Here is a 21,058-nt window from a genome sequence, read left to right on the forward strand (position 1 = left end):
CTTTACAAACCGACCGTTTTCATGTGGAAACGCTGGCCATGAGCACAATGGACGATCAAGCGCAGCATCACGCCCAAGCCGCAAACAGGGCCGCCGCAATCCGCGAGCGGCTCGGTTCGCGTCCGCTTGTGATCGTCGGGCTGATGGGAGCGGGTAAATCGACCATCGGCAAGAAAGTCGCGAGCCTTCTCGGCCTGCCCTTCTTCGATGCGGACAACGAGATCGAATCCGTATCGCGCATGACGGTCCCGGAGCTGTTCGAGACCTATGGCGAGGCGGAGTTCCGCGATCTGGAGCGGCGGGTGATCCAGCGCATGCTCGAAGATGGACCGATGGTGCTGGCGACGGGTGGCGGCGCCTATATGAATGCGCAAACGCGCGAGGCGATCGCCGCTGCCGCCGTCTCGATCTGGCTCAAGGCCGACATCGATCTCCTGATGGAGCGCGTATCGCGACGCCAGAATCGGCCGCTTCTGAAGAATGACGATCCGCGCGGTGTCATGAAAAGGCTGATGAGCGAGCGTTATCCCGTCTATGCGCTGGCTGATCTGGCCGTCACGTCACGCGATGATAAAAAGGAAATCATCGCGCAGGAGGTGATCGAGGTGCTTTCGAGCCATCTGGGCATCTTAGAGCAGACCGCAACAGGAAACGTCCTTTCATGACCATCGCCGCTCAACTGCCCGAATTCACCACCGTTCCGGTGCCGCTGGGCGACCGTTCCTATGACATATTGATCGGCTCCGGGCTGATCGCGCGGGCAGGCGAGGAGACGGCCAAACGGCTTGGGGGTGTGCGGGTCGCCATCGTCACCGACGAGAATGTCGCGGGCTTTCATCTCGATGCGCTGATGCGGAGCCTGGAAGCCGCCTCCATTGCGGCAACACCGATCATCGTTGCGTCGGGCGAAAAGTCGAAGGGCTTCGCCACGCTCGAAACGGTCACCAATGCCGTGCTTGCGGCCAAGCTCGAACGCGGTGACGCGGTCATTGCGCTTGGCGGCGGCGTCATCGGTGATCTCGCCGGTTTCGTGGCCGGGATCGTGCGGCGCGGTATGGGCTTCATCCAGATGCCGACATCGCTCCTGGCGCAGGTCGATTCCTCCGTCGGCGGCAAGACCGGCATCAATACCGCTCACGGGAAAAACCTCGTCGGCGTCTTCCATCAGCCGCTGCTCGTGCTGGCCGACACGGATACGCTCGACACGCTCAGCCCCAGAGAGTTTCGCGCCGGCTATGCGGAAGTGGCGAAATACGGATTGATCGACAGCCCGGATTTCTTCGCCTGGCTGGAGAAAAACTGGAAACAAGTCTTTGCCGGCGGACCGGAGCGCACGGAGGCGATCGCCCGCTCCTGCCGTTCCAAGGCGGCCGTGGTGGCGCGCGACGAGCGCGAGACCGGTGACCGGGCGCTTCTCAATCTCGGCCACACATTCGGCCATGCTCTGGAAACCGCGACGGGCTATGATTCCAGCCGTCTGGTGCATGGCGAGGGTGTTTCCATCGGCATGGTGCTGGCGCACCAGTTCTCGGCGCATATGAACCTCGCCAGCCCGGATGATGCGCGCCGCGTCGAGGCGCATCTGAAAGCCGTCGGCCTGCCGGTTTCGATGTCCGAGATCCCCGGTGCGCTTCCGCCCGCCGAAAAACTGATGGAATATATCGTGCAGGACAAGAAGGTTTCGCGCGGTGCGCTGACCTTCATCCTGACGCGCGGCATCGGCCAGTCCTTCATTGCCAGGGATGTGCCATACTCCGCCGTATTGGGTTTTCTCCAGGGAAAGCGACCGGGATGACATTCGAACTCTGGATCATGTGCGGCATCATTGCGCTATGCGTCATTCTCTCCGCCTTCTTCTCAGGCTCGGAGACGGCTCTGACCGCGGCGTCGCGCGGGCGAATGCTGACGCTGGAAAGCAATGGTGAAAGGCGTGCGGGGCTGGTGCAGAGGATGATCCTGCGCCGCGACAGGTTGATCGGGGCGCTGCTGATCGGCAATAATCTCGTCAACATCCTGGCATCCTCCATCGCCACGAGTATGTTTCTGGCCCTGTTCGGCGATGCCGGCGTCGCTTATGCCACGCTGGCGATGACGGTCATTCTCGTCATCTTCGCCGAGGTCCTGCCCAAATCATGGGCGATTTCCAATCCCGACCGCTTCGCCATCGCCGTATCGCCTTTCGTCGCCCCGATCGTCGCGGTGATCGGGCCGCTGTCGAGCGGCGTCAACAGGATCGTTCGCGGCATATTGAGCCTTTTCGGGATCAATCTGGCCTCCGGCCAGTCCATGCTGACCGCGCATGAGGAATTGCGCGGCGCGGTGGAGGTGCTGCACCGCGAAGGTTCGGTGGTCAAGGCCGACCGCGATCAGCTGGGCGGGCTGCTCGATCTGCGCGAACTGGAAGTCTCCGACGTCATGATCCATCGCACCGGGATGAGCTCGATCAATGCGGACGATCCGGCGGATTCCGTCGTGCGCGAAATCCTGTCGAGCCCGCATACGCGCCTGCCGGTGTGGCGCGACGATACCGACAATATCGTCGGTGTCGTCCATGCAAAGGATCTGTTGCGGGCGCTTTACGACGTCAACAATGATTTCTCGCGTATCGATATCCTGAAACTCGCCACCAAGCCGTGGTTCGTGCCCGATACGACGACGCTTCAGGACCAGCTCAACGCATTCCTGCGGCGCAAGGCGCACATCGCCATCGTCGTCGACGAATATGGCGATGTCCAGGGGCTGGTGACGCTCGAAGATATCCTCGAGGAGATCGTCGGCGACATCTCCGACGAGCACGATATCGAGATGCAGGGACTGCGCCAGCAGCCGGACGGATCGCTGATCGTCGATGGTTCGCTGCCGATCCGCGATCTCAACCGCGCGCTCGACTGGAACCTCCCCGACGAGGAGGCGACGACGATCGCCGGGCTCGTCATTCACGAAACGCAGCTGATCCCCGAGGAGAAGCAGGCTTTCACCTTCTACGGCAAACGGTTCACGGTTCTCAAGCGCCAGAAAAACCGTATCCTGCGGCTGCGTATCGTGCCGCTCGACGCCGGCGGCAAGCCGGTGAACCAGTCCACGACTTAGTTTTGGGCCGGCTTCTATTGAAACCGGCTGCTGCCGGCGCTATCTCCGCGTGGTTTCGCCGGGGGCGGAGGGTTCGAGCGCGAGCGCATGCACGCCGCTTTCGAGTTCATCCTTCAAAATTGCATTGATGGCACGATGGCGCGCGACACGATCCATGCCGGCGAAGGCATCCGAAACGATGCGCACGCGGAAATGCGTTTCACCCGCGCCGTCGAATGCGCCGTGATGATCGCTGCCGTGATGGTGGTGGCCGGCGTGCAGATGACTTTCATTGATGACTTCGAGCGACTGCGGCGCAAAAGCGCTTCTCAGTTTTGCCTCAATGATCGTCTGTTTTGTCGCGTCGATGGACATTCGCTTCTCCTGTTGCCATATAGCGTATTCCACCCCATCTGTGAGGCCGTGACCTGGGTCAAATTCGCGCATGATTGCGATTATTTTGGCGATTCAGGCGTTACGGTCATTACGGATGAAATGTCAATTCTTGTTTAGCTGGCCGATCTTCCCATAATCTTGATTCGATGAAACTGAACTCAAAATATTTCAACCGCATTCGTATCCGCCCAGAAAAAGAGGCGGAGGCGCCGCCGCGCGCGCCGCAGTGCCAGTGGGACGGATGCGATGCGCCGGGCACGCACCGTGCGCCTGTCGGCCGCATGAAGGAAGGCGAATATTTTCACTTCTGCATCGATCACGTGCGTCTCTACAACAAGGGCTTCAACTATTTCTCCGGCCTTTCGGACGGCGAAATCGCGCGTTTCCAGAAGGAAGCTTTGACAGGACATCGTCCGACCTGGTCCGCCGGGATCAATGCATCGGCAAAGACGACGCCCGAATTCGCCCAGATGCGTTCCGGCCGCGCCGCCTATCAAAACAAGGTGCGCGATCCGTTCGATCTGTTTGGCGAGGCGAAGGCGCGCGCCCGGGCTGCGCCAAGGGTGCGCAAGCCGAAGGCGCTCGAAGCCAAGGCGCTCGAAACGCTCGGCCTTAGTGCAAATTCGACTGGCGATCAGATCAAGTCGCGCTATAAGGAACTGGTCAAGCTCCATCATCCGGATGCGAATGGTGGAGACCGGGGTTCCGAGGATCGGTTCCGCGATGTGATCCAGGCTTATCAATTGCTCAAGCAGGCTGGTTTTTGCTAAAGCCAACCGTGAAGGATTGGGAGCCCGTTTCATGGGCGTCCCGGATTGTATTTCGATCGCGTTGGAATCTGCGGCGGGTTTCCCTCCCGCCGCTCTGGAGGCATGATGAACAAGGTTGAACGGGATATCGCCAATCTGCCGGACAAGACGGTCTCGGTGCGGGAGGTCTTCGGAATCGATTCCGACATGACCGCACCGGCCTATGCGGCGGGCGATGCCTATGTACCGGAGATCGATCCGGATTATCTTTTCGACCGGCAGACGACGCTGGCCATTCTCGCGGGCTTCGCCTTCAATCGGCGGGTGATGGTTTCGGGCTACCACGGCACCGGTAAATCCACCCATATCGAGCAGATCGCCGCCCGGCTCAACTGGCCCTGCGTGCGTGTCAATCTCGACAGCCATGTCAGCCGTATCGATCTCGTCGGCAAGGATGCCATCGTCGTCAAGGACGGCATGCAGGTCACCGAATTCAAGGACGGTATCCTGCCATGGGCCTATCAGCACAATGTCGCACTGGTCTTCGACGAATATGATGCCGGCCGTCCGGACGTGATGTTCGTCATCCAGCGTGTGCTGGAATCCGCCGGGCGCCTGACGCTGCTCGACCAGAGCCGTGTCATCCGCCCGCATCCGGCCTTCCGTCTCTTCGCCACGGCCAATACGGTCGGCCTCGGCGATACGACCGGGCTTTATCACGGCACGCAGCAGATCAACCAGGCGCAGATGGACCGCTGGTCCATCGTCACAACGTTGAATTACCTGCCGCATGACAATGAGGTCGCCATCGTTCTGGCCAAGGCCAAGCACTACCAGAATGCTGAAGGCCGCGAGATCGTCTCGAAAATGGTCCGGATCGCCGATATGACGCGCTCCGCCTTCATCAATGGCGATCTTTCCACCGTCATGAGCCCGCGCACGGTCATCACCTGGGCGGAAAATGCCGATATCTTCAAGGATGTCGGCTTCGCCTTCCGCCTGACGTTCCTCAACAAATGCGATGAGCTGGAGCGTGCGACGGTGGCGGAGTTCTATCAGCGCGCATTCGGCAAGGAATTGCCCGAATCCGCGATCAACACGGTTCTCGCATAGGCGATTTTGGATGGCAGGTCCCGGCGACAATACGCGCGAACGGCCCAAGGGGCCGGTGGATGCGGAGCCGTTCAAGCGGGCCGTGACGGCGTGCATGAGGGCGATCGCCGGCTCGCACGAGCTCGAGGTCGGCTTCGGCAATGACCGGCCGGCGCTGACCGGCAACCGCGCCCGCGTGCCCGACCTGCCGAAGCGCCCGTCGGTTCATGATGTGGCGGTGACACGGGGCATCGGCGATTCCATGGCGCTGCGCCGCGCCTGCCATAATGCCCGCATCCATGCGACGCTTGCGCCTGAGGGAAAGCAGGCGCGTGCGATCTTCGATGCGGTCGAGCAGGCCCGCGTCGAGGCCATAGGCGCGCGCGCGATGGATGGCGTCGGCGACAATCTCGCTTCGATGCTTTCCGACAAATACAGCCGTGCCAATTTTCCCGCGATCACCGACAAGGCCGATGCTCCGCTCGAAGAGGCGGTGGCTTTGATGGTGCGTGAAAAGCTCACCGGCCGCGCGGCGCCTGTCGAAGCCGGCAATGTCGTCGAGCTGTGGCGCGACTGGATCGAGAACAAGGCCGCCGCTGACATCGCGCATCTCGGCGATACGCTGGAAGACCAGCAGGCCTTTGCCCGGGTCGTGCGCGAGATGCTTGCTTCGATGGAGATGGCGGAGGAGCTGGCGCAGCAGGAGGAATCGGCCGATCAGGACGAGAACAGCGAGGAAACGCCCAAGCCCGAGGACAATGAGGATGGCGGTTCCGAGGAGCAGGAAGGCTCCGACGCGGCTGACAGCGAGGATTCCGACAGTTCGAGCGAAGATGGCGAGCAGGGCGACATGGAGGCGGCGGATGCTTCCGCCGACGATATGGACGATGGCGGCGATGTCGATGCCGAGACGCCGGGCGAAGCGCGCCGTCAAAGCCAGCCTTTCGCCAATTTCGCCAATGAGATCGACTACAAGGTCTTCACGCAGGAATTCGACGAGACCGTCGATGCCGCCGAGCTTTGCGACGAAGCGGAACTGGAGCGCCTGCGCTCCTTCCTCGACAAGCAGCTTGTCAATCTGCAGGGCGTCGTCGGCAGGCTCGCCAACCGGCTGCAGCGCCGGCTGATGGCGCAGCAGAACCGCTCCTGGGATTTCGATCTCGAGGAGGGCTATCTCGATCCGGCGCGTCTGGTGCGCATCGTCATCGATCCGACGCAGCCGCTTTCCTACAAGCAGGAGCGCGACACGGATTTCCGCGATACGGTGGTGACGCTTCTCCTCGACAATTCCGGCTCGATGCGCGGCCGGCCGATCACGGTGGCCGCGACATGCGCCGATATTCTTGCCCGCACGCTGGAACGCTGCGGCGTCAAGGTCGAGATCCTCGGCTTCACGACGCGTGCGTGGAAGGGCGGGCAGGCGCGCGAAGCGTGGCTCGACCGCGGAAAGACGGCCAATCCGGGCCGCCTCAACGATCTGCGCCACATCATCTACAAGAGCGCCGACGCGCCCTGGCGGCGGGCACGGCGCAATCTCGGCCTGATGATGCGCGAAGGCCTTTTGAAGGAAAATATCGATGGCGAGGCGCTGATCTGGGCGCATCAGCGGCTCATGGGCCGACCGGAACAGCGCAAGATCCTGATGATGATTTCCGATGGCGCGCCAGTCGATGATTCCACGCTTTCGGTCAATCCCGGCAATTATCTGGAGCGCCACTTACGTGCGGTGATCGAGGAAATCGAGACGCGCTCGCCGGTCGAGCTGATCGCCATCGGCATCGGCCACGATGTGACGCGCTATTATCGCCGCGCGGTCACCATCGTCGATGCCGAGGAGCTTGCCGGCGCCATGACCGATCAGCTGGCCTCGCTGTTCGAAGAGCATGGGCGGGCCGCAGCCAATGGCGTGCAAGGTGTACGGGGCGCTCGGGGCGTGCACAGCGCAGCGCGTCGTTGACGGGCCTCCGCCGCTTTTCTCCGTCCCTTCGGATTGCAGCGGCATCGGCTATCATTGCCGGCGTCCTTTGGCCATCCACCGGCCTGGCGGAAAACCGCGTCGAGCGTTTCGATGTGATCTCGCGGCCGATCACGCAGTTCCGTATCGGTTCGTCCGAACGGCATTTCGGTGCGCTGGAATTCATGGGCGGGCTGGAGATGACAGCGGCGAACCGTGAATTCGGCGGGTTGTCGGCGATCCGTTTTCTGGATGCCGGGCGGAATTTCCTCGGCGTTTCCGATACCGGCTTCTGGTATGCGGGGCAAATCGACCGTGATGCGGATGGCCACCCCTCAGGCTTCAGCCATTTCCGGATGGCGCCGCTCCTCGATCAGGCAGGCAAGCCCTTCGAGCGCAAACGGGATGCGGATGCCGAGAGCCTGGCGATTTCCGGCGACAGCGTCACCGTCGGCTTCGAACGTGAGCACAGATTGCTGGAATATCGGCTCGACACGCAGGATTTCGCGTCGGTGCCCAAAACCCTGCCGCTTCCGCTGCCGAGAGAGGAATTGCGCAGGAATGCCAGTCTCGAGGCGGTCGCCGTCTCGCCTGGATCGGGGCCGCTTGGCAGCACATCTGTCGTTCTGACCGAAAAAAGCCTGAACGAGAATGGCGATATTTTCGCCGCCGTGCTGGCGGGCCCGCACCGTGGCATCTTCTATGTCAAACGGACGGATAATTTCGATATCAGCGATGCCGTGTTCCTGCCCGATGGCGATCTGCTTATCCTGGAACGGCAATATGCGCTGGTATCCGGCGTGGCGCTGCGCATCCGCCGGATTAAGAGCGAGACCATCCGTCCCGGCGCGACGGTCGATGGCGTTGTCATGCTCAAGGCCGACATGAGCTATCAGATCGACAATATGGAGGGGATCGATGTATGGACCGACAGCGAAGGCCATCAGGTCCTCTCCTTGATTTCGGACGACAATTACTCGCTCTGGCAGCGCAATCTCTACCTGGAATTCCGGCTGGCTGAAAAAATCGCCGGCGCGAAGACCGCGAGGACCACTCCGTAGGGGGCGAGCATGATGATGCCGATGCCCGTCTTGACCAGAAAATCGCCGAAAGCGAGCGACGCCCAAAGCGGAATTTGCATGCCGAAAAAGGGAACTGGAAAGGCGAGCGATGAATCCGGCATGCCGGTCAGGCTGTCGATCCAGGCGAATTTCGCGGCAAAGGCGATGGAGAAGAACAGCAGCGTATCGAGCACCGAACCGAACATGGTTCCGGCGAAGGGCGCCTTCCACCATTCCTGCCGGCGCAGGCGGTCGAAAACCGTGATGTCCATGAGCTGCGCCACGAGAAAGGCGCTGCCGGAGGCAATGGCGATACGCGGCGTCGCAAGCCAGACCGACATGATGACGCCGAGTACGAAACCGGCATAGACGACCCGCCGGGCGGCGGCGGGGCCGAAGCGGCGATTGGTCAGATCGTTGACGAAGAAGGCAACGGGATAGATGAACGCACCCCATGTCAGTATGTCGTTCAGGCCGAAATGGCCGAAGGGATACTGCACGAGAACGTTCGATGCGGCGACAATCGCACACATGGCAAGGATAGCGGGGAGGAGAGGGCGCAAAGCCGACATTTTTTTATCCTGGGTAATGGAACCAGCAAAAAAGGGCCGACGGAAGCCGGCCCGGCTCGATCTGTTCAGGCTTGAGCGATCAGGCGGCTACGGCTTCAGCGATCTTCTTGGCGATCTGACGCTTCAGCAGACGGGCGCGCTGCGACAATTCCTTTTCGTCCGCCTTGGAGAGGAAGGCATCGAGGCCGCCGCGATGCTCGACCGAACGCAAGGCGTTGGCGGAAACGCGCAGGCGATAACCCTGGCCGAGGGCTTCGGACATCAGCGTAACATCGCAAAGATTCGGCAGGAAGCGGCGACGCGACTTGTTGTTCGCGTGGCTGACATTGTTGCCGTACTGGACCGATTTGCCGGTCAATTCACAAGCGCGGGACATTGGTCTCACCTTCAAATTCTGTTTATCAGGCCCCGGCCCGGCGTCCGATAAATTCTCTCGCATAAACGCATAACAACGATGCGGGGCTGCGGGCGCGCATTTTTCGGACAGGCGGCCTTATGGGAAAGTCGCGTTTCTATAGTGATATGAGCCGTCCGCGTCAAGCTTGTTTTCGGGCCGCTTCCGGGCCGCTTTCGCGCTTGCGGCTATTTTTGACCCGATCCGGGGCTTTGCAAGCTTGCCCGGCTTGTCTTTTCGGCACCATAACTTCGCCCAGTTTGTTCTATTGGACAAGAACTCATATAATTGTGGCGATATGGCCCGTATGCGGCCTGGCTGCACAGCAGGGAAAACGATGGCGTTGTCGATGGATTTTCTTCGTCGTTCAGGCGCGACAGCAATATTCTGCGGTCTGGCTCTGGCTCTTGCCGGAGGGCCGGCCTTTGCGCTCGAAACCTACAAGACCGAGTATGGCGTTTCGATATTCGGGCTCAATATTGCGCGCTCCGGGTTCGAGACCAAGGTGAATGGCGGGAGCTACGATCTTTCGGGGACCCTGTCCAGCTCCGGCCTGGCGCGTATTTTCGACCAGACGGACGGAACGATACGGGTGAGTGGTTCCGCATCGAGCACGGGCGTTTGGCCGGCCTCCTATGAGGTGAAATACAAGAACGGCAAGAAGAACAAGCGCACCCTTATCGATTTTTCCGGGGGGTCGGTATCGGCGGTGCAGAACACGCCGCCGATCAAGAAACGCAAACCGTGGGTGGAGGCCGGGCCGAACGATCTGAAATCGGTGGCCGATCCCTTGAGCGGGTTGATGATCCAGGCTGGCGACCCCAAGTCGGTCTGCGGGCGTACGGTGCATATCTTCGATGGCCAGACCCGCGCCGATCTTCAGTTGTCCTTTGCCGGAATAAAGCCTTTCGCCACCAAGGGCTTCAAGGGTAATGCGGTGACCTGTTCCGTCAAATTCCTGCCGATCTCCGGCTATCAGAAAGGCAAGAAGGCGATCGAATATCTGAAGAACAAGAGCAAGGTCAGCATCTCGTTTGCATCTCTGGGCAATTCCGGTATCTATGCTCCGGTCGCTGCCAGCATCGGCACGCAGATCGGCACCGTGTCGGTTTTCGCAACGCGGTTCGAGAAAATCAATTAAAGGGCGGGCCTCCCGCCGGGAGGCGCGGAAATGGTGAGACTGGCGACGCTGACCGGGTTTTCAGCCGTCGTCATGTGGGCGCTTTTGGCGCTGTTCACTGCCGCTTCCGGCAAGGTGCCGCCATTCCAGCTCACCGCCATGACCTTCACCATCGGGGCAAGTCTCGGCCTCGTCTCCTGGCTGTGGCGGCCGGGTGCGGCGCGCCATCTGAAGCAGGCGCCTGCCGTCTGGCTACTGGGGACGCTCGGCCTGTTCGGCTATCATTTCCTGTATTTCACGGCGCTTCGCCATGCGCCCGCCGTCGAAGCAAGCCTGATCGCCTATCTCTGGCCGCTTCTGATCGTCGTCGGTTCGGCGCTGATGCCGGGCGAGCGGCTGGCATGGTATCATGTCGTCGGAACGCTCTTCGGCCTTGCCGGGACGGCGCTGATCGTCACCAAGGGCGGCGGTATCGGCTTCGAGGCGAAATATCTGTTCGGCTATGCCATGGCCGGGCTTTGCGCGCTGACCTGGTCGACCTATTCCCTGATGTCGCGGCGCTTTGCCACAGTCCCGACCGATGCGGTGACGGGCTTTTGCGTGGTTACCGCCATTCTGTCGCTCCTCTGCCATCTGGTGCTTGAAGAAACCGTCTGGCCTGAGACGGCGACGCAATGGCTCGCCGTTTTGGGGTTGGGCCTTCTTCCGGTGGGGGCTGCCTTCTACGCTTGGGATTTCGGGGTCAAGCGCGGCAATATCCAGGTGCTGGGCGCGGCGAGCTATGCGGCTCCGCTCCTGTCGACGCTGGTGCTGATCCTGGCGGGATCGGCGGAACCGAGCCTCCGCATCTTCGCAGCCTGCCTCCTGATCACATCAGGCGCGGTGCTGGCGGCCAAGGACATGATCTTTTCGAAACGGCGCGGCCGGGCGGTCGAGCCGGCATAGGAGGCAGCGTTCATTTCGGAAGCGCACCTGGTTCGGCCAGCTCATTGCGGATTGCCTCAGGCGTCATATTCATCAGAAATGGTCCTTGCGCTTGCGGATTTCAGCAAACACGTCTTCGTCATGCGCGCTTTGAAGCCCGAGCCTGGCGCGGATGCGCGGATCGTGCCAGCGCAGGAAGGGATTGGTCGCCATCTCCAATGCGATCGTCGTCGGCAGCGTCGGCCTGTCCGCCTCGCGCAATCGGGTGATTTCTTTCGCGCGTTCTTTCAGCGCCGGATTTTCGGGATCGATCGTCAGGGCGAAACGGGCATTGCTTTCGCTATATTCATGGCCGCAATAGACCGATGTATCGCCCGGCAGCGCGACGAGCCGCGACAGGGAGCGGAACATGGCCGCCGGCGTACCCTCGAAGAGCCTGCCGCAGCCGAGCGCGAACAGCGTATCGCCGGTGAACGCGACCTTGGCCTGCGGAAGATAATAGGAAATCTCGCCCGCCGTATGGCCGGGTGTGGCAATCACTTCGACCTCAAACCGGCCGAAGGCAAAGCGCTCGCCGTCGGAGACGGTGCGGTCGATGCCGGGAATAGCCGTCTTTTCGGCTTCCGGGCCGATGATGGTTGCGCCGAATTTCTGCTTGAGCGGGAGATTGGCTTCGACGTGGTCGGGATGGTGATGCGTGGTGAAGATGAAATCGAGCGTCCAGCCGCGCCGTTTCAGCGCCGTCAGGATCGGCGCTTCCTCGGGCGCATCGATGGAGGCGGTGAGCCCGCTTTCGGGATCGTGGATCAGAACGCCGTAATTATCACTGCGGCAGGGGAACTGCTCGATTTCGAGCCGGGGCATCGGGGGCATTGTTCGTACCATTGCAAATTCCAGTCATTTAGAGCGCCGCATGTCCAATTGGACGCGCAAAGGACGCTCTAAGACTTTTAAATGCTGCATAATTCCTTAAATCGGTTCCGATTTAAGGAATTATGCAGTAGCCCGGCGTCCGCAAACAAAAGGATTATCGCCGCGCCGCTTCCATAAGAGCGCGGGAAGGCCGCTTCTGCAAGAAACAGTTTTGCGACGGGGATTATCGGGCTCCGGTTTAATAACCGAGCAGGGCGTATTGCCTGACCCAGCCCGCAGCACGACTGGCAACCGAAACGGTGCCCATGACGGCCTTGTCGACGGTATCGGTCACGGTCTGATAGCCGAAGCGGGTGCGTTTCGCCAGGACGCCCCTGGGTTCGACCGGGACGCCGGTTGCCGCATCGTTCGGCGGCCTGTCGCCAATATGGGTGGGGATGGTGATCTTCGGGCTGACCGAAGCCAGGAGATGCCGGCCCGACTGGCCGGCCGGCCCGCATGCGGCGGTGATGAGGGGATAGCCCATCTCCTTGCGGCTCTTGATCTGGCGCGCCAGATCCTTCTCGCAATCCTGCATGCTGGTCCAGCCTGCATCCGCCGTGCGGATATATTCGCACTGCTTGGCGTCGCAGTCGCAACCCATGAGCGTCATGATGATAAGCGCCGTTTTCATATCCCTCATATCCCCGAAAATCACGCAATAATCCAGATATCGCAGGTGAAAACGGCAGCACTTGGATTCGATAATGGAAAGATTAAGGGCGAATATTGCCCGATGTTTCCATTATCGCCACAATTCAAGGTTGCGTGTCCGGGGGATATCTACGTCTTTTCGTCAGTGGGCTCGAGCGAGTGTTTCATGATGAGGCGCATCTGGGAGAGGGTGAAGGCAACGGTGATCGGCATGATGCCCCATACCTTGAAGGCGACCCATGTATCGGTGGAAAAATTGCGCCAGACCACTTCATTGAGAACGGCGAGCAGGAGGAAGAACAGGCCCCAGCGCAGCGTCAGCTTACGCCAGCCCTCCGCATCGAGTTTGAACGCCTGATCGAAGACGTAACCCAGAAGCGATTTGCCGAATAGCAGCCCGCCGAGAAGCACCCCGCCGAACAGCGTATTGACGATGGTCGGCTTCATCTTGATGAAGGTTTCGTTGTGCAGCCAGAGCGTCAGCGTGCCGAAGGCCAGGACGACGATGCCGGAGACGAGCGGCATGATCGGCAAGGTGCGTGTCATTATCCATGAAACGCTGAGCGCCAGGGCTGTCGCCGCCATGAAAAGCGCGGTCGCGACGAAGATCGGACCGCCGATCACACCCAATGCGGGAAAGCGCTCCAGCAGCCATTCGCCGCGCGCATTGGCGAAGAAGAAGACGAGAAGAGGCCCCAGTTCCAGCGCCAGCTTGAGCAGGGGCGGCACTTGCCTGCGGATCGGGTCCGACCGGGTTGCCGGATCGGAGGGATCGCGTTCGAAGATCTGGTGTTCCATTCATGCCACTCCTGCGATTGCGCGGGCGAAGTCCTTCGCGGCGAAGGGTTCGAGATCGTCGACCTGTTCGCCGACGCCGATGAAATAGACCGGCAGCTTGTGCTTGGCCGAGATGGCGACGAGGATGCCGCCGCGCGCCGTGCCGTCGAGCTTGGTCATGACGAGACCGTTGACGCCGGCGATATTCCTGAAGATCTCGACCTGATTGAGCGCGTTCTGTCCGGTGGTGGCATCGAGCGTCTGGAGCACGGTATGCGGTGCTTCCGGGTCGTTCTTGCCGAGGACGCGGACGATCTTGGCCAGTTCGTCCATCAATTCGGTCTTGTTCTGCAGACGGCCGGCGGTATCGATGATGAGCACATCGCTTCCCGCTTCCTTGGCCTTCTCCCAGGCGTCATAGGCGAGCCCCGCTGCATCGGCGCCAAGCTTCGACGAGACGACGGGCGCGCCGGTGCGCTCGCCCCAGATGTGCAACTGCTCGATCGCCGCGGCGCGGAAGGTGTCGCCAGCGGCAAGCATCACCTTGAGCCCGCTGGCGGTGAGCTTTGCCGCAAGCTTGCCGATGGTCGTGGTCTTGCCGGTGCCGTTGACGCCGACGACGAGAATCACATGCGGTTTATGCGAAAGGTCGAGCTCCAGCGGCTTTGCCACCGGCGTCAGCACCTTTTCGATCTCGGCGCCCATGATGGCGCGCACCTCGTCGGTGGCGATGTCCTTGCCATAACGCCCGGAGGCCAGCGCATCGGTGATGCGCATCGCCGTCTCCAGCCCGAGATCGGCCTGGATCAGCACGTCTTCGAGGTCCTGCAGCGTGTCTTCATCGAGCTTGCGCTTGGTGAAGATACCGCCGATGGAATCGCCGAGCTGCTGCGAGGAACGCGACAGGCCATGGCGCAGGCGCTCGAACCAGGTCGTTTTCTTCTCGGGCTCGGTCGGACGCTCGGCTTCCTCTTGGCGCGCCTCGACGGATCGTGCTACCGAGACTTTCTTCGGCTTCGGCGGCACCGGTTCTGGAGCGGGCTCCGGCTCGACGGTATCGGGTGTTTCAATCGTGGTCTCAGGCCGGGACTCAGGCTCGACTTCAGGCGGCGTTTCAACCGGAGGCTCGACCGCTGGCGGCTCGACGGCGGGTGGGGCATCGATAGCGATCTCGACTTCCGCAACCGGTGTCTTTTCCGGCTCGGGCGGTTCCTGTTGCGAGGGCGAAGGTTCGACGATTTCTTCACTTGGCGGCGCCTCTTCAACAACAGGCTCCGGCGGTTGCTGAGGTTGATCCGTTTCTGCAGGTTTTTCGGCCTGAACGTTCGGATCGATGGCCGTTTCCCCGGCTTTGGCTTCCCCGTGTTCGGGCTGCATTTCCGGTTCGGAAGGCTGGGATTCTGCGGCGGGCGGTGCTTGGGATACTTCCGGGGCAGGTGCCTCGGGCGCGCCCTCAGCAGGCACTTCCTCGATCTCCTTCTTGCCGAAGGAAAAGATCTTCTTGATGAATTCGAGAGCCATGAATGCCGTTTCTGTTCGGTTAAGCCGCCTGGCGGCCGGCCGGGATGGCGATCAGCTTGTCGCCATCATGCCCGGCAATCCGCCGTTCGACGATCGAGCCCGGCTCGCCGCCATCAAGGGCCGCCAGCGTAAAGCCTTCAGTGCGACCGATACCCTCGCGCTCGACGAGGATCTTCTGCATCGTGCCTTGGAGCTTTATCAGATGCGCCGCATAGGCGCGATCGCCTTCCGTCCGCAGCCGCGCGGCGCGTTCCTTGACGATCTGCCGCGCCACCTGCGGCATGCGCGCGGCGGGCGTGCCCTCGCGCGGCGAGAAGGGGAAGACATGCAGATGCGTCAGGCCGCATTCCTCGACAATCCGCAGCGAATTCTCGAACATTTCCTCCGTTTCGGTGGGGAAACCGGCGATGATATCGGCGCCGAAGACGATATCCGGCCTGATCTGGCGGACTGTTTCGCAAAAACGAATGGAATCGTCGCGCAAATGCCGGCGCTTCATGCGCTTCAGGATCATGTCGTCGCCCGATTGCAGCGACAGATGCAAATGCGGCATCAGGCGCTTTTCAAGGGCCAGCGCCTCCATCAGGTCGTCGTCGGCCTCGATCGAATCGATGGAGGAGAGGCGCAAGCGCTGAAGGTCGGGCACTTGCGACAGGATGGTCTTCACCAGCTTGCCGAGGCGCGGGGCCCCCGGGAGATCCGGCCCGTAGCTGGTCATATCGACGCCGGTCAGCACCGCTTCGAGATAGCCGTTGCCGACGAGGCGCTTGACCTGCTCGACCACCGCGCCCATCGGCACGGAGCGCGAATTGCCTCGGCCATAGGGGATGATGCAGAAGGTGCAGCGGTGGTCGCAGCCATTTTGCACCTGGACGAAGGCGCGGGCGCGGCCCTCGATGGCGTCCACCATGTGGCTCGCCGTCTCGCGAACCTCCATGATGTCGTTGACGCGGACCTTCTCGAACTGGTTGACGCCGAAATCCGGCAGCATCCGGTAGGAGTTGGAGCGCAGTTTCTCCTCATTGCCCAGCACGAGATCGACCTCGTCCATGGCGCCGAAGTCATCGGCGCCGGTCTGCGCGGCGCAGCCGGTGACGATGATGCGCGCTTGCGGGTTTTCGCGGCGCGCCTTGCGGATGGCCTGTCGCGCCTGCCTGACGGCTTCGTTGGTGACGGCGCAGGTGTTGAAGACGATCGCGCCGCTTTCGATCTGGCCGAGGCCGGCGGCGTCGGCTTCGCGCTTCATCACCTCGGATTCATAGGTGTTGAGGCGACAGCCGAAGGTGACGATTTCGACCGCCATTACGCCACCCCCCGCTTTGCGGCGGCGGTATCACGGGTCCATGCGCCGGTGGCGGGATCGAAGCTGCCTGCGAATTCCCACTCGGCCGGGCCGGTCATGACGACATGATCGTCGTTGCGCCATTCGACCTCAAGCGGTCCGCCGGGAACGGTGACGGTGACATTGCGGCCCGTGGTTCCTAAGCGGGCGGCGCTGACCGCGGCGGCGCAGGCAGCCGAACCGCAGGCGCGGGTCAGTCCGGCGCCGCGCTCCCATGTGCGCAGGGTGAGCGCGTCGCTTGCCGTGATTTGAGCGATGGAAATATTGGCGCGCTCGGGAAAGATCGGGTGATTTTCCAATAGGGACCCAAATTTTTCGAGCTCGTAGGTCCACACGTCCTGATCGACCCAGAAGATCGCGTGCGGATTGCCCATCGAGGCGACGGAGGGCGAATGCAGCACAGGCGCGTCGATGGGGCCGACCTGAAGCTCGATCCGGCGTGTGTCGTTGAATTCCTCCGCCAGCGGGATTTCCTGCCATTTGAGGTGCGGCTTGCCCATATCGACGGAGATCAGACCGCCGGCATGTTGCTCAGCCGTCAGAATGCCTGCCAGCGTTTCGAAGGTGAAGTTGTCACGCCCCGTCTCCGCTGCGAGCGCCTGCACGACACAACGCATTCCGTTGCCGCAGGCCTGGGCCTGCGTGCCGTCGCAATTGATGATCTCGATATAATAGTCGGTGCCTGATGTCTTCGGATCATGGATCGCCATGATCTGGTCGAACTTCGTCGCCGGATCGCGCGCGAGCGCAATCGCCGCCGCAGGTGCGATGCGGTCGCACTGTCCACGCATGTCGGCAACGATGATCTCGTTGCCGAGCCCGTTCATCTTGGCAAAAGCTCTCTGCTCGCTCACTGTTCGTTCGGGGGCCCTTCGTCGCTACGGTCTGATATTCAACGATATGGGGCTTATATGGCGGAATTGACGGCGAATTGCCAGAGCTTGGTTTTGGGCCTGGTTTCGGGCCCGGTTTTCACCGGATCGTGGGGGGCGTCGATCGCGAGACGATGTCAGGCTACGACAATGCCGCCGAAGATGAGCGCGAGCAGCAGCACGACCAGCACGACGAAAATCAGAAGTTTGGCGCCCGTGGCGGCGACGCCTGCCACACCGCGGAAGCCGAGAAGGCTGGCAATGGCTGCAATGATGAGGAGAATGAAAATCCATTTGATCATGATGCGATCCCCGGGGTGGCGGTTCGATTGGATTTTGACGGCTGGCGTGATCCCCTAACGGGCGACGCAGCAGTCCGGTTCCGCATCGCCGGGAAATGGTTGGCGACGACAAGGTGTGACTTCCCAGTGCCAGTACCGGGATTTTTTAATCGGAATGGCGGCTTGGAGGCCTGCTATCGCCGCGAAAAACCGGTGGCGTGGTTGCAATTTCCTTAACATCACCATTTTATCACTGTCGTATTGACCAGAAGCAGTGTCGGGAATACGAGGCCCGCCTGTGCAAATGGAGATCGCCATGGGAATTTCGAAAACCGGTTTGATGAGCCTAGCGTCGGCGGCTATCCTTGCGGCGGGGTGCCAGAGCTCACGGCTCGGCAATCTCGATACGGTTTCGCCGTCGCCGTCTCCGCTTCCACCGCTGCGGGCCGCCCCTGCGGGCAATGTGCAGCAGAGCAATCTGCCTGCGCCCAACGCATCGCAGTTTCCGGCGCCGCCCGCCGGCGCGCAGAATAATGCTCTTCCGGGCGAGATCGACACTGGAACACAGATGGCGAACGTCCCACCGGCCACTGCGCCGGATCTGACGGTTGGCAGCGTTGCCGGCGTCTGGACGGCTTCGGTTGCCGGCCAGAGCTGCAAGGTGGCGACGCCGCAGACGAAATTCGGCCAGGGCTATCGCGCCGGTCCGCTGCGCTGCCCGGGTGAACTTGGAAACCTTGCTTCCTGGGCGGTGAACGGCAAGCAGCTGGTCTTCTATGATGCGTCCGGCGGCACGGTGGCGCAGCTCTATTCGTCAGGCGAAAACCGGTTCGACGGCCAGACCACGACCGGACAGGCCGTGAGCCTTTCTCGCCCATAAACTTCAGGGCAAACGGGCGAACCAGGCAAAACCGGCGGAATTGGACGGAAAATGTCTTTTGACAAAAAGCTGAAGGCATTTCCTTCCGTGCGCGAACATTATGATGCGATGGCCGCCGCCGGCGACGTCGATCCTGATTCGGCACAGCTTGCGCTTGCCGATCGGCTCGACCAATTGATCGAGGAGCTCGGCGAAAAGCGCCTTTCCAAGAAATCGAGTGCATTGGGATGGCTGTTCGCGCGCAAGGCGGCAAACCGCGAGCCGGTCAAGGGCCTTTATATCTATGGCGAGGTCGGCCGCGGCAAGACCATGCTGATGGACATGTTTTATGCGCTGGTGCCGGTCAATCGCAAGCGGCGGGCGCATTTCAACGATTTCATGGCCGATGTGCATGAACGTATCCATGCACATCGCCAGGCCTTCAAGCGAGGCGAGACGAAGCAGGACGATCCCATCCCGCCGGTCGCCGATGCGCTGGCGGAGGCCGCATGGGTGCTCTGCTTCGACGAGTTCACGGTGACCGACATCACCGACGCAATGATCCTGTCCCGGCTGTTCGGGGCGCTTTTCGAGCGCGGCGTGGTGCTGGTGGCGACGTCGAACGTCCAGCCGGACAATCTTTATCGCGACGGGCTCAACCGGCAGCTCTTCCTGCCATTCATCGATCTTCTGAAGCGCCATGTCGATGTGGTCAATCTCGATTCCCGCACGGATTACCGCCTGGAGAAGCTGAACCGCCAGCCGGTCTATGTGACGCCGCTCGGGGACGAGGCGCGCCGGCAGATGGATGCCGCGTGGGATGTCGTGAGGGGCGGGGCGGAGGAGCGTGCCGATGTTCTCGTCGTCAAGGGGCACGAGGTGGCGGTGCCGCGCACGGCCGGCAATGCCGCCCGCTTCTCGTTCGGCGATCTGTGCTCCAAGCCGCTCGGCGCTTCCGATTACATGGCGATCGTCCGGCGCTATCATACAATCTTCATCGACGGCGTTCCGGTGCTCGATTATCCGCGCCGCAACGAGGCCAAGCGCTTCATCCTGCTGATCGATACGCTTTACGATCATCATGCCAGGCTGGTCATTTCGGCGGAGACGACGCCGGAAAAGCTCTATGTGGCGCCATCAGGCACGGAAGCGTTCGAGTTCGACCGCACGGCTTCACGGCTTTTTGAAATGCAGAGCGAGGACTATCTGCAAGCGGCAGAGGCGGGCGATCCTCGCGCAAGCGCGGAAAGCGCCGTTTCCAGCGCCTGAAGGACCGTTTCTTCCTGAGCAAGTCAGTGCCTTGCTAAATTCAATTGACGTTTACGTAAGAATTTCTAAATCTAAACGATTGAAAACATTGGCGAGAAAAGAATCGGTTGAGTTCTTTTTCAAACGGGCCTATCGACCTTGAAGCGCTGGGGCGTTTCCGGGTGTTGCCGGATGGCTTTATGCGTTTCTTGGCACCACAGTTCAGGGAAGAAAACCAGCATGGCACGCAATAAGATTGCCCTCATCGGCGCTGGCATGATCGGCGGCACGCTCGCCCATCTGGCCGGACTCAAGGAGCTCGGGGACGTTGTCCTGTTCGATATCGCCGAAGGTACTCCGCAAGGCAAGGGCCTGGATATCGCCGAATCGTCGCCCGTCGACGGCTTCGACGCCAAGTTCGTCGGCGCGAATGATTACGCCGCCATCGAAGGCGCAGACGTCGTCATCGTCACCGCCGGCGTGCCGCGCAAGCCCGGCATGAGCCGCGACGATCTGCTCGGCATCAATCTGAAAGTCATGGAGCAGGTGGGCGCGGGCATCCAGAAATATGCCGCCGACGCATTCGTCATCTGCATCACCAATCCGCTCGACGCGATGGTCTGGGCGCTGCAGAAATTCTCCGGCCTGCCGAAGAACAAGGTGGTCGGCATGGCCGGCGTGCTCGACTCGGCCCGCTTCCGCTTGTTTCTAGCCGAGGAATTCGACGTGTCGGTCGAGGACGTGACCGCCTTCGTGCTCGGCGGTCATGGCGATGCGATGGTGCCGCTGGCGCGTTATTCGACGGTTGCCGGCATTCCGCTCCCCGACCTCGTCAAGATGGGCTGGACCTCCCAGGAAAAGCTCGATCGCATCATCCAGCGCACCCGTGACGGCGGCGCGGAGATCGTCGGCCTCCTGAAGACCGGATCGGCCTTCTATGCACCGGCCGCCTCGGCCATCCAGATGGCGGAAGCCTATCTGAAGGACAAGAAGCGCGTGCTTCCGGTCGCCGCCCATCTCTCGGGCCAGTACGGCGTGAAAGATATGTATGTCGGTGTTCCCGTGGTGATCGGGGCCAATGGCGTGGAGCGCGTGATCGAGATCGATCTCGACAAGGCCGAGCAGAAGGATTTCGACAAATCGGTGGCTGCCGTGGCGGGACTTTGCGAAGCCTGCACGGCAATCGCACCGAACCTCAAATAAAGGATTTTCAGCCGATCGTGACGGGTTCGTCATGATCGGTCGCCTTTCTCCATCATTT

Annotated in this window: 22 protein-coding genes; 12 read left to right on the plus strand and 10 right to left on the minus strand. The window is 61.3% G+C overall.

Annotation, left to right across the window (positions count from 1 at the left end; all coding sequences use genetic code 11):
- Window positions 1-38: 38 nt before the first annotated feature.
- Genes C5748_RS07440 through C5748_RS07450 form a run of 3 tightly spaced genes read left to right on the plus strand, consistent with a single transcriptional unit; the run spans window position 39 to window position 3,090 of the window.
- A complete protein-coding gene (locus C5748_RS07440) occupies window positions 39-665 on the plus strand; it encodes a shikimate kinase (RefSeq protein WP_425350215.1) in 627 nt (208 codons plus the stop codon).
- Window positions 662-1,795: a 3-dehydroquinate synthase gene (gene aroB, locus C5748_RS07445; protein ID WP_105741289.1), complete on the plus strand. Its 1,134-nt coding sequence runs from the start codon at window positions 662-664 to the stop codon at window positions 1,793-1,795. Before C5748_RS07440 ends, aroB begins: the two co-directional genes overlap by 4 nt.
- On the plus strand, window positions 1,792-3,090 hold the full coding sequence (locus C5748_RS07450) for an HlyC/CorC family transporter (protein ID WP_105741290.1): 1,299 nt from the start codon (window positions 1,792-1,794) through the stop codon (window positions 3,088-3,090). Before aroB ends, C5748_RS07450 begins: the two co-directional genes overlap by 4 nt.
- Before the next feature lie 39 nt (window positions 3,091-3,129).
- Here the strand turns inward: C5748_RS07450 and C5748_RS07455 are convergent, their stop codons facing one another.
- Entirely contained in the window at window positions 3,130-3,444 is a 315-nt protein-coding gene (locus tag C5748_RS07455) for a BolA family protein (protein ID WP_105741291.1), read from the minus strand.
- Window positions 3,445-3,611: 167 nt separating this feature from the next.
- On the opposite strand from C5748_RS07455, the gene C5748_RS07460 reads away from it, so the two are divergent.
- The 4 genes from C5748_RS07460 to C5748_RS07475 all read left to right on the plus strand — a co-directional run bounded on the left by C5748_RS07460 (window position 3,612) and on the right by C5748_RS07475 (window position 8,321).
- Window positions 3,612-4,235 carry a J domain-containing protein gene (locus C5748_RS07460; protein ID WP_105741292.1) on the plus strand — a complete coding sequence of 208 codons (624 nt, stop codon included), beginning with the start codon at window positions 3,612-3,614 and terminating at the stop codon, window positions 4,233-4,235.
- 105 nt (window positions 4,236-4,340) lie between these two features.
- Window positions 4,341-5,327: a cobaltochelatase subunit CobS gene (gene cobS / locus C5748_RS07465; RefSeq protein WP_105741293.1), complete on the plus strand. Its 987-nt coding sequence runs from the start codon at window positions 4,341-4,343 to the stop codon at window positions 5,325-5,327.
- 10 nt (window positions 5,328-5,337) lie between these two features.
- Entirely contained in the window at window positions 5,338-7,263 is a 1,926-nt protein-coding gene (gene cobT, locus C5748_RS07470) for a cobaltochelatase subunit CobT (protein ID WP_105741294.1), read from the plus strand.
- Window positions 7,260-8,321, plus strand: a complete 1,062-nt coding sequence (locus C5748_RS07475; protein ID WP_105741295.1) for an esterase-like activity of phytase family protein — start codon at window positions 7,260-7,262, stop codon at window positions 8,319-8,321. Before cobT ends, C5748_RS07475 begins: the two co-directional genes overlap by 4 nt.
- Here C5748_RS07475 and C5748_RS07480 read toward each other — a convergent pair.
- Window positions 8,258-8,893, minus strand: a complete 636-nt coding sequence (locus C5748_RS07480; RefSeq protein ID WP_245428854.1) for a queuosine precursor transporter — start codon at window positions 8,891-8,893, stop codon at window positions 8,258-8,260. The genes C5748_RS07475 and C5748_RS07480 overlap by 64 nt on opposite strands.
- A 79-nt stretch (window positions 8,894-8,972) precedes the next feature.
- Complete coding sequence (rpmB, locus tag C5748_RS07485; RefSeq protein WP_105741296.1) at window positions 8,973-9,269, minus strand: 50S ribosomal protein L28; 297 nt, start codon at window positions 9,267-9,269, stop codon at window positions 8,973-8,975.
- Window positions 9,270-9,636: 367 nt separating this feature from the next.
- Between rpmB and C5748_RS07490 the strand changes: the two genes are divergently transcribed.
- Both C5748_RS07490 and yddG read left to right on the plus strand, forming a co-directional pair.
- On the plus strand, window positions 9,637-10,428 hold the full coding sequence (locus C5748_RS07490) for a DUF3108 domain-containing protein (protein ID WP_245428856.1): 792 nt from the start codon (window positions 9,637-9,639) through the stop codon (window positions 10,426-10,428).
- 33 nt (window positions 10,429-10,461) lie between these two features.
- Entirely contained in the window at window positions 10,462-11,352 is an 891-nt protein-coding gene (yddG, locus tag C5748_RS07495) for an aromatic amino acid exporter YddG (RefSeq protein WP_425350220.1), read from the plus strand.
- Window positions 11,353-11,424: 72 nt separating this feature from the next.
- Here yddG and gloB read toward each other — a convergent pair whose 3' ends face one another.
- The 7 genes from gloB to C5748_RS07530 all read right to left on the minus strand — a co-directional run bounded on the left by gloB (window position 11,425) and on the right by C5748_RS07530 (window position 17,711).
- Window positions 11,425-12,195 carry a hydroxyacylglutathione hydrolase gene (gene gloB, locus C5748_RS07500; protein WP_105741299.1) on the minus strand — a complete coding sequence of 257 codons (771 nt, stop codon included), beginning with the start codon at window positions 12,193-12,195 and terminating at the stop codon, window positions 11,425-11,427.
- A 247-nt stretch (window positions 12,196-12,442) separates the two neighbouring features.
- Window positions 12,443-12,877 carry a hypothetical protein gene (locus C5748_RS07505; protein WP_105741300.1) on the minus strand — a complete coding sequence of 145 codons (435 nt, stop codon included), beginning with the start codon at window positions 12,875-12,877 and terminating at the stop codon, window positions 12,443-12,445.
- A 149-nt stretch (window positions 12,878-13,026) separates the two neighbouring features.
- Entirely contained in the window at window positions 13,027-13,695 is a 669-nt protein-coding gene (locus tag C5748_RS07510; RefSeq protein WP_105741301.1) for a septation protein A, read from the minus strand.
- Entirely contained in the window at window positions 13,696-15,195 is a 1,500-nt protein-coding gene (gene ftsY, locus C5748_RS07515; RefSeq protein ID WP_105741302.1) for a signal recognition particle-docking protein FtsY, read from the minus strand.
- Window positions 15,196-15,214: 19 nt separating this feature from the next.
- A complete protein-coding gene (gene mtaB, locus C5748_RS07520; protein WP_105741303.1) occupies window positions 15,215-16,498 on the minus strand; it encodes a tRNA (N(6)-L-threonylcarbamoyladenosine(37)-C(2))-methylthiotransferase MtaB in 1,284 nt (427 codons plus the stop codon).
- Window positions 16,498-17,364, minus strand: a complete 867-nt coding sequence (gene dapF, locus C5748_RS07525) for a diaminopimelate epimerase (RefSeq protein WP_425350221.1) — start codon at window positions 17,362-17,364, stop codon at window positions 16,498-16,500. The genes mtaB and dapF overlap by 1 nt, the downstream gene beginning before the upstream one ends.
- A 182-nt stretch (window positions 17,365-17,546) precedes the next feature.
- Window positions 17,547-17,711: a DUF1328 family protein gene (locus C5748_RS07530; RefSeq protein WP_105741305.1), complete on the minus strand. Its 165-nt coding sequence runs from the start codon at window positions 17,709-17,711 to the stop codon at window positions 17,547-17,549.
- Window positions 17,712-18,006: 295 nt separating this feature from the next.
- Between C5748_RS07530 and C5748_RS07535 the strand changes: the two genes are divergently transcribed.
- The 3 genes from C5748_RS07535 to mdh all read left to right on the plus strand — a co-directional run bounded on the left by C5748_RS07535 (window position 18,007) and on the right by mdh (window position 21,000).
- A complete protein-coding gene (locus C5748_RS07535; protein ID WP_105741399.1) occupies window positions 18,007-18,570 on the plus strand; it encodes a protease inhibitor Inh/omp19 family protein in 564 nt (187 codons plus the stop codon).
- Window positions 18,571-18,621: 51 nt separating this feature from the next.
- Entirely contained in the window at window positions 18,622-19,818 is a 1,197-nt protein-coding gene (zapE, locus tag C5748_RS07540) for a cell division protein ZapE (protein ID WP_105741306.1), read from the plus strand.
- 219 nt (window positions 19,819-20,037) lie between these two features.
- Window positions 20,038-21,000 (plus strand): malate dehydrogenase, encoded by a 963-nt coding sequence (gene mdh / locus C5748_RS07545; RefSeq protein WP_105741307.1) that lies wholly within the window; start codon window positions 20,038-20,040, stop codon window positions 20,998-21,000.
- The last annotated feature ends 58 nt before the right edge of the window (window positions 21,001-21,058 follow it).

Source organism: Phyllobacterium phragmitis (assembly GCF_002980495.1).
In the GTDB taxonomy this organism is placed as follows: Bacteria; Pseudomonadota; Alphaproteobacteria; order Rhizobiales; family Rhizobiaceae; genus Paramesorhizobium; species Paramesorhizobium phragmitis.

Bases quoted from the DNA above. Each gene is read 5' to 3' on its own strand.
- C5748_RS07440 (WP_425350215.1), top strand. From the start codon at position 39: ATGAGCACAATGGACGATCAAGCGCAGCATCACGCCCAAGCCGCAAAC.
- aroB (WP_105741289.1), top strand. From the start codon at position 662: ATGACCATCGCCGCTCAACTGCCCGAATTCACCACCGTTCCGGTGCCG.
- C5748_RS07450 (WP_105741290.1), top strand. From the start codon at position 1,792: ATGACATTCGAACTCTGGATCATGTGCGGCATCATTGCGCTATGCGTC.
- C5748_RS07455 (WP_105741291.1), bottom strand. From the start codon at position 3,444: ATGTCCATCGACGCGACAAAACAGACGATCATTGAGGCAAAACTGAGA.
- C5748_RS07460 (WP_105741292.1), top strand. From the start codon at position 3,612: ATGAAACTGAACTCAAAATATTTCAACCGCATTCGTATCCGCCCAGAA.
- cobS (WP_105741293.1), top strand. From the start codon at position 4,341: ATGAACAAGGTTGAACGGGATATCGCCAATCTGCCGGACAAGACGGTC.
- cobT (WP_105741294.1), top strand. From the start codon at position 5,338: ATGGCAGGTCCCGGCGACAATACGCGCGAACGGCCCAAGGGGCCGGTG.
- C5748_RS07480 (WP_245428854.1), bottom strand. From the start codon at position 8,893: ATGTCGGCTTTGCGCCCTCTCCTCCCCGCTATCCTTGCCATGTGTGCG.
- rpmB (WP_105741296.1), bottom strand. From the start codon at position 9,269: ATGTCCCGCGCTTGTGAATTGACCGGCAAATCGGTCCAGTACGGCAAC.
- C5748_RS07490 (WP_245428856.1), top strand. From the start codon at position 9,637: ATGGATTTTCTTCGTCGTTCAGGCGCGACAGCAATATTCTGCGGTCTG.
- gloB (WP_105741299.1), bottom strand. From the start codon at position 12,195: ATGCCCCGGCTCGAAATCGAGCAGTTCCCCTGCCGCAGTGATAATTAC.
- C5748_RS07505 (WP_105741300.1), bottom strand. From the start codon at position 12,877: ATGAAAACGGCGCTTATCATCATGACGCTCATGGGTTGCGACTGCGAC.
- C5748_RS07510 (WP_105741301.1), bottom strand. From the start codon at position 13,695: ATGGAACACCAGATCTTCGAACGCGATCCCTCCGATCCGGCAACCCGG.
- ftsY (WP_105741302.1), bottom strand. From the start codon at position 15,195: ATGGCTCTCGAATTCATCAAGAAGATCTTTTCCTTCGGCAAGAAGGAG.
- mtaB (WP_105741303.1), bottom strand. From the start codon at position 16,498: ATGGCGGTCGAAATCGTCACCTTCGGCTGTCGCCTCAACACCTATGAA.
- dapF (WP_425350221.1), bottom strand. From the start codon at position 17,364: ATGAACGGGCTCGGCAACGAGATCATCGTTGCCGACATGCGTGGACAG.
- C5748_RS07530 (WP_105741305.1), bottom strand. From the start codon at position 17,711: ATGATCAAATGGATTTTCATTCTCCTCATCATTGCAGCCATTGCCAGC.
- C5748_RS07535 (WP_105741399.1), top strand. From the start codon at position 18,007: ATGGGAATTTCGAAAACCGGTTTGATGAGCCTAGCGTCGGCGGCTATC.
- zapE (WP_105741306.1), top strand. From the start codon at position 18,622: ATGTCTTTTGACAAAAAGCTGAAGGCATTTCCTTCCGTGCGCGAACAT.
- mdh (WP_105741307.1), top strand. From the start codon at position 20,038: ATGGCACGCAATAAGATTGCCCTCATCGGCGCTGGCATGATCGGCGGC.